The 12192-nt window shown below is 49.6% G+C and carries 9 protein-coding genes; all 9 read right to left on the bottom strand.

Annotated features, from left to right (window positions below):
* Positions 1-7: 7 nt before the first annotated feature.
* A complete protein-coding gene (locus tag OVA33_RS15290) occupies positions 8-787 on the bottom strand; it encodes an enoyl-CoA hydratase (RefSeq protein ID WP_015239964.1) in 780 nt (259 codons plus the stop codon).
* A gap of 13 nt (positions 788-800) precedes the next feature.
* On the bottom strand, positions 801-1700 hold the full coding sequence (locus OVA33_RS15285) for a hydroxymethylglutaryl-CoA lyase (protein ID WP_007410122.1): 900 nt from the start codon (positions 1698-1700) through the stop codon (positions 801-803).
* A gap of 15 nt (positions 1701-1715) precedes the next feature.
* Complete coding sequence (locus OVA33_RS15280; protein ID WP_007410121.1) at positions 1716-1928, bottom strand: acetyl-CoA carboxylase biotin carboxyl carrier protein subunit; 213 nt, start codon at positions 1926-1928, stop codon at positions 1716-1718.
* Positions 1925-3274 (bottom strand): acetyl-CoA carboxylase biotin carboxylase subunit, encoded by a 1350-nt coding sequence (locus OVA33_RS15275; RefSeq protein ID WP_063636655.1) that lies wholly within the window; start codon positions 3272-3274, stop codon positions 1925-1927. Before OVA33_RS15275 ends, OVA33_RS15280 begins: the two co-directional genes overlap by 4 nt.
* Before the next feature lie 21 nt (positions 3275-3295).
* Positions 3296-4936, bottom strand: a complete 1641-nt coding sequence (locus OVA33_RS15270) for an AMP-binding protein (protein WP_017417915.1) — start codon at positions 4934-4936, stop codon at positions 3296-3298.
* Between the two features lie 44 nt (positions 4937-4980).
* Positions 4981-6123 carry an acyl-CoA dehydrogenase family protein gene (locus tag OVA33_RS15265; protein ID WP_017417916.1) on the bottom strand — a complete coding sequence of 381 codons (1143 nt, stop codon included), beginning with the start codon at positions 6121-6123 and terminating at the stop codon, positions 4981-4983.
* Positions 6124-6263: 140 nt separating this feature from the next.
* Positions 6264-7802, bottom strand: a complete 1539-nt coding sequence (locus OVA33_RS15260; RefSeq protein WP_017417917.1) for a glycoside hydrolase family 10-like protein — start codon at positions 7800-7802, stop codon at positions 6264-6266.
* A gap of 120 nt (positions 7803-7922) precedes the next feature.
* Positions 7923-8303 (bottom strand): DUF1360 domain-containing protein, encoded by a 381-nt coding sequence (locus OVA33_RS15255; RefSeq protein WP_017417918.1) that lies wholly within the window; start codon positions 8301-8303, stop codon positions 7923-7925.
* Between the two features lie 73 nt (positions 8304-8376).
* Positions 8377-12180: a non-ribosomal peptide synthetase gene (locus OVA33_RS15250; protein WP_017417919.1), complete on the bottom strand. Its 3804-nt coding sequence runs from the start codon at positions 12178-12180 to the stop codon at positions 8377-8379.
* Positions 12181-12192: the final 12 nt, after the last annotated feature.

Here is a 12192-nt window from a genome sequence, read left to right as displayed (position 1 = left end):
CCATGTTTTATTTTCCTTTGTATTCAGGGGGTCTTTTTTCTTTAAAAGCGCGCAGGCCCTCTTCTCTGTCAAGTGTGGGGATGACTTGTTCATATGCTTTTCGTTCGATTTCGAGCCCTGTATTGAGATCTGTCTCCAGACCCTTGTTTATCGCGGATTTTGCTTGTCTGACGGCGATCGGCCCATTAGCGGCGATGCGGCCGGCCAGTGCTTTTGCTTTTTCCATAAGTTCATCGGCTTCACAAACATGCTCGATCAGCTTCATGTCTTTTCCCTCTTCGGCAGAAAGCCTTCGGCCGGTATAGATCAATTCTTTTGCCGCGCCGGGGCCGATAAGCCGGGGCAGTCTCTGCGTTCCGCCCGCTCCGGGAATGATCGCAAGCCCTGTTTCAGGAAGGCCGAGGCCCGCCCGGCTGACGGCGATTCTGATATCGCAGGCGAGAGCGAGTTCAAGGCCTCCTCCGACAGCGGTTCCGTTCAGCGCTGCAATGACCGGCTGCGGGAGAGCTTCAATGGATGCGGCCGTTTCACCGATACGCCTGACGCTTTGTTTGACTTGTTCATGATTCATCCCCGCTCTTTCTTTTAAATCAGCACCGGCACAAAATGTGTTCCCGGTGCCGGTGAGAATGACACAACGAATGGACGGCGAGTTTTTGATGTCTTCAATCACACGCTGTAAATGATCAATCATTTCTGAAGACAGCGAGTTGGCCGCATGCGGGCGGTTCAGCGTGATCAGACCGATCGTTTCTTGACAGACGGAATACAAGACGCAATCTCCCATGGCTTCTCCTTTCTCATTTCGTTCTGAATGCCTGCAGGTTTCTGCTTGGCAGGTCTTTGCCTATTTTATCCGCGATCCAGCCGGCGGCATAAAGAAGTTTATTCATGTCCGTCCCGGTATCAATCCCCATTTGTTCGAGCATATAAATGACATCTTCTGTGGCAGCGTTGCCTGCTGATCCAGGGGCGTACGGGCAGCCGCCAAGCCCGCCTGAGGAAGTATCAAAGGATGTGATGCCCATATCAAGAGCGGGAATGATATTCGCTAGAGCCGTTCCTCTTGTATCATGGAAATGGAGTGCGATTTTTGAGGCGGGAATTCTCGGCAAAAGGGCTTCAAGCACGGCTATGACCTGCAAGGGGTTTGCCGCGCCGATCGTGTCGCCGAGCGATATTTCATCAACACCCATTTCGAGCAGGGTGTCTGACAGGCGGATGACTTGTTCGACCGGCACGTTCTGTTCGTACGGACAGCCGAACACAGTGGACAGATAAGCTCTCGTCGCCATTTTTTCAGCTTTTGCTTCAGTAATAACCCGCCTGAGCTCTTGAACGGTCCGGTCAATCGGTTTGTTTACGTTTTTTTGGTTATGGGTTTCGCTTGCAGATAAAAATACACATGCCTGATCGATTCCGCCTTCTGCCGCATGCTCCAGCCCGATGAGGTTCGGAACGAGAGCCGCGTAGACCGTATGTTCAGATCTGGCAATGCCTTTTGCGACGTCCAGGCTGTCACGAAGAGCCGGAATCCATCTCGGATGCACGAATGATGTCACTTCGATATAGGGAAGGCCTGTTTTTGAAAGCATATTGATCCACTCAATCTTATCTTCTGTATCCACCCACGCCGATTCATTCTGCAAGCCGTCACGCGGTCCTACTTCATTGATGCGGACATGTTTCGGACAGTTCATGCTGCACCTCCCGTTTTATTGAAGTTCAATCAGGACCTCTCCTTCATCAGTGAAATCACCTTCTGATTTTTTCACTTCTTTCACCGTACCCGCTGCATCAGCGATAATCGGAATTTCCATTTTCATAGATTCCAAGATGGCCACTTCCTGTCCTTCTTCAATGACATCACCCGGCTTCACATGAATTTTCCACAGGTTTCCCGCCATCTGAATTTTTATGACGCTCATTTTGACGCCCCCTCGTTCATTGTTTGTAAAAAACCGGTTGTCGCCTCACCCTTTTCAAACACTTCTGAATGGGCAATTTTTGTCAGCAGCGGAATGTTGGTTTTAATCCCTTCTACATGATATTCGCCAAGGGCGGTTTTCAGTTGTTCAATGGCTTGTTTTCTCGTATTCGCCGTGACGATCATTTTGGCAATCATCGGATCGTAAAACGGAGAAATGACGCTTCCCTTTTCGACGGCGCATTCGTGTCGCACTGACGGGTGTCTTAAAACGGAAAAAGACGAGATGGCACCGGGTGACGGGTAAAAGGTGACCGGATCTTCCGCATAAATCCGCACTTCTATCGCATGACCGCGGTGGTTGATATCTTTCTGCGAGAAAGTCAGCGCCTGCCCAGCGGCAATTTTCAGCTGTTCTTCCACAAGATCCAGTCCTGTAATTTCTTCTGTCACCGGATGCTCCACCTGCAGTCTTGTGTTCATCTCTAAAAAATAGATTTGTTTCTTTTGATCGACGAGAAATTCTATTGTGCCTGCATTTTGGTAGCCGATCGATTTTGCGGCTTTAACGGCGGTTTCACCGAGTCTTTGTCTTAATTCATCGTCAACAAACGGTGACGGCGCTTCTTCTATCACTTTTTGGTGGCGCCTTTGGACTGAACAGTCACGTTCAAACAGATGAACGGTGTTGCCGAAAGAATCTGCGAGTATCTGAATTTCAATATGACGGGCATTTTCAATGACCTTTTCCATGTACATTGCGCCGTCTCCAAAAAAGGAGGCGGCCCGCTTTTGATTGCCTTCGAACGCTTTGGCCAGCTCTTCTTCTGAATGTACGATCTGCATGCCGATTCCGCCGCCACCTGCGGACGCTTTCAGCATGACCGGAAAACCGATGGCACGGGCTTCGGCTAAGGCGGAGTGAACATCGGGCAATGGCTCTGGAACACCGGGAACGATCGGGACCTTTGCTTTTTGCATCGTTTTTCGGGCTTCTATCTTGCTGCCCATCTTGGCGATGATATCACCGGGCGGACCGATAAATGTGATTTGTTCCTTCCGGCAGCGTTCGGCGAACAGGCTGTTTTCTGACAGCAGCCCGTAGCCCGGATGAATGGCGTCCGCTCCGGCGGATTTAGCGGCTTCTATGATTCTGTCGATATGTAAATAGCTTTCATTTACTCTCGATTTTCCGATCGGATAGGCCTCATCAGCCGCTTTTACGTGCAGCGCGTCCCGGTCGGCTTCTGAATAGACAGCTGCCGAGGGGATGCCGAGACGTTTGCAGGTGCGGATAATTCTTAAGGCGATTTCTCCTCTGTTGGCAATCAGGACTTTTTTAAACAAATGTGAAGCACTCCTTTTTCATTAAGTTAACTTGAGCTCTTCAATCGTTTTTTCCCGCAGCTTGAATTTCTGAATTTTTCCGGAGGCTGTCATTGGATATTCATCTGTAAACAAAACATACCTGGGGACTTTATAGCGGGCGATATGTTCTTTGCAAAAGGCTCTGATGTCTTCTGCGGAAGCGGTTTGTCCGTCTTTGAGCCTGATCCACGCCGCGGCCTCTTCTCCGTATTTCGGATCAGGCACGCCGACGACCTGAACGTCTGCTACCGCGGGATGCCGATATAACATTTCCTCAATCTCGCGCGGATAGATATTTTCGCCGCCCCTGATCAGCATGTCTTTCAGACGGCCCGTGATTTTGCAGTACCCGTCCTCGTCCATGACCGCCAAATCACCGGTATGCAGCCAGCCGTCTTTGTCTATCGCTTCTTCGGTCGCTTCTTGATTTTTATAATAGCCTTTCATGACATGATATCCGCGGGTGCAGAGCTCTCCTTGTTCGCCCCGGGCGGCTTCTTGGGATGTTCCGGGACGAACGATTCTGACTTCGATATGGGGAAGCGCGCGCCCCGCTGTTTCCACTCTTCTTTCAAATGAATCATCCGTTCTTGTCTGCGTAATAACAGGTGATGCTTCGGTCTGTCCGTAGGCAATGGTAATGTCGGTCATCCCCATTTTGCCGATCACTTCTCTCATGCCTTCCGCCGGGCATGGCGAGCCTGCCATAATCCCGGTTCGGACGTGGGAAAGATCATATTCAGAAAAATGGCTGTCATTTAGGAGGGCGATAAACATCGTCGGTACACCGTGCAGAGCCGTGCAGGCTTCTTTCTCCACCGTTTTCAGAACGGCCGGCGGAGAAAACTGTTCGATCGGAATCATCGCCGCACCCGCGGAAACACATGCCAGCACGCCGAGCACACACCCAAAGCAGTGGAAAAACGGCACGGGAATACATAAACGGTCACATGAAGTAAGCTTCATGCATTCTGCGATATTGGCCGCGTTATTTACGATATTAAAATGTGAGAGCATGACGCCTTTCGGAAATCCGGTCGTACCTGATGTATATTGCATATGAATGCAATCACCCTTTTCCAGGCTGTCCATCCTTCCGTCAAGCTCTGCATCCGTTACAGACTCGGCATCCTTCAGCAAAGAATCCCAACGGTGCATCCCGGTCGGGCTTTTATCACCGATATATAACACCGTCCGTAAAAATGGATAACGTTTCGAACGCAGCCTGCCGCGCTCACAAGTTTTCAGCTCCGGAATCAGCTTATTCACCATCTCAACATAAGATGTCTGCCGGTAGGAATCCATGATTATCAGGGACGAGACATCTGAATGTGCCAGCAGGTAATCGAGCTCTGCGATTTGAAAATTGGTATTAATGGTGACCAGAACGGCGCCGATTTTCGCCGTTGCAAATTGCGCCGCGAGCCATTCCGGAATGTTGGATGCCCATATGGCCACATGATCTCCTTTTTCAACTCCCAGCTTCATCAGCCCTTTTGCGGTTTGCCGGCATAACCGGTCAAACTCGGCATACGTATAACGAAGGCTGCGCTCAGGGTAAACAACCGCTTCATGATCCGGAAAAAGCTTCGCGGTCCGCTCAAGCAGCTTTCCGGCTGTTAAATGGATAAGTTCAGCCATATGACCTGCCCCCTTCCATCCCTGTCTTGGTAAACGTTTTCATTTCACTTCAAAAGCTGTCTTGCGATGACCATTCTTTGAATTTCTGACGTTCCTTCGCCAATCTCCATCAGCTTTGCGTCACGAAGCATACGTTCGACACCGCATTCCTTCATATAACCGGAACCGCCATGAATTTGGATGGCCTGAAGGCACGTTCTGACGGCCATTTCTGAAGCATAAAGCTTGGCGAATGCCGCTTCTTTCGTAAATGGCAGGTTTTGATCCTTCAGCCATGCCGCTTTAAGCACCATCTGTCTGGCAAGGTCAATTTCCATCGCCATATCGGCCAGCTTAAATTGAATGGCTTGAAATGACGATATCGGACTGCCGAACTGCTTGCGTTCCTTCGCATATGACAGCGACGCCTCCAGCGCGCCTTGAGCGATACCGACAGCCAGTGCCGCAATCGAGATCCGCCCGCCGTCTAATGTATATAAAAATTGTTTAAAACCTTTTTCAGGATCACCGAGCAGGTTATCGGCAGGCACCCTGACATCCTCAAGCACAAGCTCGGCCGTATCCGACCCTCTCACACCCATCTTGTCGTACGGATTTGTGATCGTAAATCCCGGTGTGTCTGTGGGGACGATGAGAGCTGAAATGATCGGTTTTCCGGCGGAGTTTTTTCCCGTAACGGCGGTGACAATGACCGTGCGGGCGTAATTTGCGTTTGTGATCCAGCATTTCTCTCCGTTTATCACATAGTCATCGCCCTTTTTCTCGGCTCTTGTCTGGGTGCCGCCGGCATCTGAACCGGCATTCGGCTCTGTCAGCCCGAATGATCCGAGCGCTTTTCCCGAAGCAAGCGGAATAAGATGTTCTTGCTTTTGCTGTTCAGTACCGAAATAGTATAATGGGCTTGCGCCGAGTGACACGGCTGCCGCGTAGCTCAGCCCCGTGCTGCCGCAGGCTTTTCCGATTTCTTCGACCGCTGCTGCATATGAAATGGTATCACCGCCCGCCCCGCCGTATTCTTCCGGAAACGGAATTCCGAGCAGCCCGAGTTCGCCTATTTTTTTAAATGTGTCTATCGGGAAGACGGCTGATTGATCAACCTCATGGGCTTTCGGGGCAATTTCATTTTTGGCGAAATCTCTGACCATTTCGCGCACCATCTGCTGTTCTTTTGTCAGTTGAAAATTCATTAACCTTCCTCCTTCTGCTGCTTTCTACATTTTATTAATGGGGGTCTTTATTCATTCCATCCAAATGAAGTCTGAACATTCGGACTCATCCGCCGCAAAAAAACTGACAGCGCCGCAACTGTCAGTTTTATTAATAATGGCTATTTAATCGTCCGTTTTGCGGAGGGACGGCTCTCATGGTGTAGCCTGTCAACGGAAGTAACGATATAGGTGCAGGCTTCTTCCGCCCGAATATCAGTATCTGAAAATGTCTGCGTCCGTGACGATGTTTTTCTGACTGTATCCACTAAATAAGGCTGCTTTCCCTTTTCTGCGCGGTAAATGGCGTAATAAGCCGTTTTTTTACCGTTGGATTTCGCATCTTCAATATAGAGTGTATGGCCTGAATCGTTCTTCTCCGCCCGTTTGACAGCCGGTTTTTTTAAAGCGGAATGTCCGAGCCAAGGCATCTCGGGAATTAATGCGGGCCGGCTGTACATGTCTTTGATCAAACGGTTTTTCACATCGAGCGGATTACGGTTTAAATCCTTTAAACTGAAATGCATGCTGCCTTTTATCCATGCTGATCCCCTGTTAAGAGCAATCTGTCTTCCGTATTCCCCCGGGTCGGCCCAGGCCGGATCAGCATTGTTGTTGATTTTATAAGCTGCCTGCCCGATATATAAATGCACCGGCCGATTGTTCACTTCTTTTCCCCACCAATCCGCTAAGACGTCATATGCCGCCGCTTTAAATCCGATGCTCCAGTAAATTTGCGGTGCGATGTAATCAATGTATCCTTTTTGGATCCATTCTCTCGTATCAGCATATAAATCATCGTAGTTCCGCACCCCGGCGGCCGTTTCGGAGCCTGTCGGGTCATCTGCGGCATTTCTCCATACGCCGAACGGGCTGATTCCGAATTTGACATAAGGTTTTTCTCGTTTGATGGTTTGGTTGATTTCTTTTACAAGCCGGTTGACGTTATCCCTGCGCCAGTCATCAACTGATGCAAAGTGAGCTTTTCCGTACCGTTCGTATTCCGCCTGATCGGGGAATTCCTGTCCGGCAATTTTATAAGGATAAAAATAATCATCCATATGAACCGCATCAATGTCATAACGGCTGACCACCTCTTTGATTCCATCCGTTATAAATTGTCTTACTTCCGGAATGCCCGGATTATAGTACAGCTGTTTTCCGTATGCAGCGACCCAGTCCGGATGGGAACGCGCGGGATGATCGTCTGAAAGCGCATTCAAATTTGTGTGGTTCATCGTGATCCGGTAAGGATTGAACCAAGCGTGAAATTCAAGATTCCGTTTATGTGTCTCTTCAACTAAAAAAGCAAGCGGATCGTAGCCGGGATTTTTGCCTTGTGTTCCTGTCAGATACTCTGACCAAGGCCCGTAATCTGATGGATAAAAAGCATCAGCCGCAGGCTTAATTTGGACGATAACGGCGTTCATCCCCATCTCCTGAACGTCATCCAGCAGCTTGCTGTATTCTCTTTTTTGCTCTTCCGGTGACAGCCCTTTTTTAGAGGGCCAGTCGATATTGGTGACAGACGCGATCCAGACGGCTCTCATTTCTCTCTCCGGCTGAGTGCCGCTTGCTTGTGCGGATGCTGAGAATGTAAAGATGCCGGCTGTCAGTACAACGGCCAAAAACCATATCATGCTAAAACGGCAGCTTTTCATGTTTTTCCCCCTCTCTGCTTTACGGTATTCCGAAGCATTCCGGGCGGTGAATCAGAAAGCCTGCTTTGCTCCTCTCAGCCTAAAAGGGAAAGAAAAAAGTCCTAAAGCGAATAAAACGCTTCAGGACTTTTTATGTTTCATGGCGGCGAGCACGTCAATGATCTTCGTTCCGACGCCGACACAAGTTTCAAGAATGGCCTGCGCTCCGGCGATGGATAAAATGAAAATAACCGGATGTGCATAGCGGGGCCAGACCAAGTAGCAGATGCCGATCAATATGGCGCACCAGACACCCGCACACCAATAACATTGCAGCATATAACCGAATGCGGAGGAAGGGACTTTTTTTTGGACGGCGCGCCCGTTTTGATCGACGGTTTTTTCTTGCTTTATAAAGGGTTTTCTTATGAATTCCGTAATCTTATCAAATACGATCAAATGGGTCATCCGGTAGCTGGCAAGAATAATCATTACATACGTAAGCCAAGATAGGTTCGTCATGTCAAAGCCTCCAAAAAACTGAGTTTGATTCCCCTATCTTGCCCTTTGTCTTCTTCAGCCATTCTGCCGGATGTTACAGATTCCGCGCCAAGCGTCTTCCGCTGTTTGCAATGATGTCCAGTATGACCTCAGCATTCTGCTGTGCAAAGGCGGGTTCAAACATATCTTTATGGGCGCCCCCGCCTTGATATTCCTGATAGAGTCCCGTTGTGGCGCCTTCCCATTTCATCGGCTCGGTCTTATCACTGTGCTCTTCCTTTATGCCGGCCTCGATAAAATGGAGGTTTGCCGCGATTTGGCCGTCATTTATCAGTTCCGCCCAGTACGTTTGATAGCGCTCTGTTTTTCGGATGACCGCTTCCCTGACGGCTTCCGGGACATTTTCGGCTGTTGCGTTTGTTGGCTGCGGCGGCAATGTGTCAAGCTTTCTGTACGCGTCTGCGATAATGACGTCGCTGATTTCTAAGCCGCGCTTTTCCATCGCTTTTGCCGCCTCGAATGCCGTATTGCCGCCTGCCGAATATCCGAAGAGGATATAAGGGCCTTCCGGCTGGATTTCCAGCATTTTATCAATGTATTGTTCCATTCTGCTGTCTTCTTCAATAAAGTTAAAACCGTACACAGCAGCCCGTCCATTTAATGCCGCCGCAAGATCTTTAAAGAAAATGCCGAAACCTGAGATAGGCGGAAAACAGAAAAGATTGCGGCCTTTCGACTGGTTCAGTCTGCTGATATGCTGCTCTGCAGCTTCTGTCAGTGTGTTTGAATACAGCTTTTCAGCCAATTGTTCAATTGTCGGATATTCAAATATCATTTCAATCGGCACATCCATTTGCTGCCTGGTCTTCAGCTGATGAATCACTTGCAATGCTTTCAAAGAATGGCCGCCCAGCTCAAAGAAGTCATCCTGTATGCCCAGCTCCCTGCAGCCGAGGATCGGCGTCCAAATGTCGATCAGCTCACGCTCTACCCAGTTTCGTGGCGGAACGGCTTTTGATGACGTTTTTTTCCGTTCTGGCGCAGGCAGCCCGCGGCGGTCCACTTTGCCGTTTGCGGTAAGCGGCATACGGTCAAGCTTCATCACATACTGAGGAATCATATAGTCGGGAAGCGACCTGGCCAACAGGGATCGAATGGCTCTTTCTTCAACATGTGCGCCTGTATAATACGCACAAAGGATTGCTTCTTGTCCTTCGTCTGACACGATGACTGCCGCTTCCCTGATTCCATCAATTTCAGTCAAGCGCGCTTCGATTTCGGCCGGCTCAATCCGCTTCCCGCGAATCTTGAATTGGCGGTCGATACGGCTGATGTATCCGATGCTTCCATCAGGCAGCCAGTGTGCCAAGTCGCCTGTTTTGTAGATCTTTTCTTCAGGATGAACCGGGTGGCTGACAAACGCTTCACTTGTTAAGTCAGGCCTGTTTAAATAGCCTTTGGCAACCCCGTCACCGCCGACACAAAGCTCACCGGGCACGCCGATCGGCGCAAGTCCGCCATTTTTATCAATGATATACGCGGTTGAATTGCTGATCGGTTTTCCGATTGGGATCGGCTGAGAAAAATCGTGCCTGATTTCGTAAAAGGTGGAAAACGTCGTATTTTCCGTCGGTCCGTATATGTTATAAAGGCTGAGATTTGGACAGCGGTGTCTGACCTTATTGATGAGCGCCGGGGACAATGCTTCTCCGCCGACATATAAGGTGTGCAACCCAGAAAACATCTCCGGATCTGCCTGGGCGAACTGGTTAAAGAGCGCCGTCGTCAAAAACAGAATCGTAATACGGTTGGAAGAAAGATAATTGCCGAACCTCTCAGGGGCAAGCATTGTCGAGCGGTCAACCACATGAAGACATGCTCCGTTCAAAAGCGCTCCGAAGATTTCAAACGTCACTGCATCAAAACCGATGGACCCTGTCAGAATGAGACGGTCCGACATGCCAGCCGACGTGTAATTGCTGTTTGACACGAGCGATACGACGTTTCGGTTGGAAATCATCACGCCCTTCGGTTTTCCTGTTGAACCGGATGTATACATAATATAGGCAAGGTCATCAGGTGCTGTATCGGTATTCAGTTTTCCCGCATCAGGTGTTTGTTTTTCAGCTGCAGCCGGGATAGAGATGATGTGAGAAAAGTCAATGTCAGTCTCAATTCCTTTTTGTACCGTTAACAGCTGTGCTCCGCTCTCAGTGAGCATATCGGCGATCCTGTCGGTTGGCAGTTCTGCATCAAGAGGAAGGTACGTCCCTCCCGCTTTCAATACAGCGAGAACAGCGATGATAAATTCCGGTGAGCGTTCGGCCAGAATCCCGGCAATTCCCTTTGGCGCCAAACCGTTTTCCAGCAGGGTGCGGGCGAATGCAGTTGACCGTTCATCGAGCTCCCTGTACGTCATCGTCAGCCCGCCGGCGTGAAGCGCCTGATGGTCCGGGGTTTTCTTCACCTGTCGGCTGAACAGGCTGATGATGCTTTCATCTCTTTCATAAGTTGTTTTCGTGTCATTAAATTCGCCGATTATTCTTGATTTTTCCTTTTGTCCGAGCATCGGAAGCCGATCAGCCGGAACATCGGGATTGAAGGCGGCGCCGCGCAGAGCTTCTTCCAAGTGTCCTTTTACGCTCTCTATCCATACTTCGTCATAAACGTTCGCATTGTAGCTGAATTTGATGAGCAGCTCATCGCCAGGCGCTATGATGAGGTTAAAATCGTAGCCCGATTGTTCCGAAACGTTGACATTCCCGATCCGGAACGGTGCATCCGATTCCTTTTCCGCGTCTTTCATCTGCTGCTGAATCGGATAATTTTCAAACACGATAATATGGTCAATTAAATCCTGTTTCAGCTCAGTCTGCGATTGGATGTCAGCAAGCGGATGATAGCTGAACGCCTCTGAGTCAAGCATTTCTTTCTGCAAGCGGCCCAGCAGTTCTCTAAAGCTTTCGTCACCCGTTTTAATGCGTACCGGAACGGTATTGATAAACAGCCCGATCATGCTTTCCACGCCGTCAATGACGGAAGGCCGCCCTGATACGACGGCGCCGAATACGGCATCGTCCGTCCGGTTGTAGCGCTGCAGCATCAGGCCCCATACAGTCTGCATAAGAACCGCGAGCGTAGCGCCCTCTTCTTTGGCGATGGTTTTCAGCTTGTCCGTCAGGTTTTGATCTATAGAAAACAGCAGCTCTTCCTTGCGGTAGCCTTTTTCCTGGGGACGGGCCGATATTTTCGGGAGTCCTGAGGGTGTCTCGCAGCCTGCTAAATATCCTTTCCAATACTCAGAAGCCGCGTCTTTGTCCTGATCAGTCAGCCATGTAATATAAGTGCTGTAAGGCTTTGCGGGTGCCAGTGTGACGGGTGAGCCTGATTCAATCGCCCGGTACATATGCATGAATTCCTGAAGGACGATGCCGAGGCACCAGCCGTCCATAAGGATGTGATGGTGGCTCCAGACGCATACATATTTTTCGTCAGCCGTTTTAAACAAAGAAACACGCATCAGCATATCCTTTTGCAAGTCAAAGCCTTTTAAGCGGTCACGTTCCTTAAATCGCTGTAAATAGATGCTCTGTTCCGCTTCGTCCAAATGTGTAAGATCTTCGCGGTGCAGCCGGAATTCCCGCTCACGCAGCACAACTTGGCGGGGGCCGTTCAGCTGAGCGACATGAGGTAAAAAAACCGTTCTGAAAATATCGTGGCGGCTGATGACAGACTGTACGCTTTGCTCAAACAATTCCGGACGAAGCCGGCCTTTTATGGTGAAGACGGATTGCTCGATATATGCAGCCCCCTCCTTTTGCAGAAAGGAATGAAAAAGCATTCCTTCCTGCATTCGGCTGAGGGGATAAATATTTTGGATATTTTTTGTTTTGTCCATGTGTTCCTCCCG

This window comes from Bacillus sp. KICET-1 (assembly GCF_027721405.1).
In the GTDB taxonomy this organism is placed as follows: Bacteria; Bacillota; Bacilli; order Bacillales; family Bacillaceae; genus Bacillus; species Bacillus velezensis.
The sequence above is the reverse complement of the archived record's forward strand: the minus strand, read 5'-3'. Positions and strand labels throughout refer to the sequence as shown.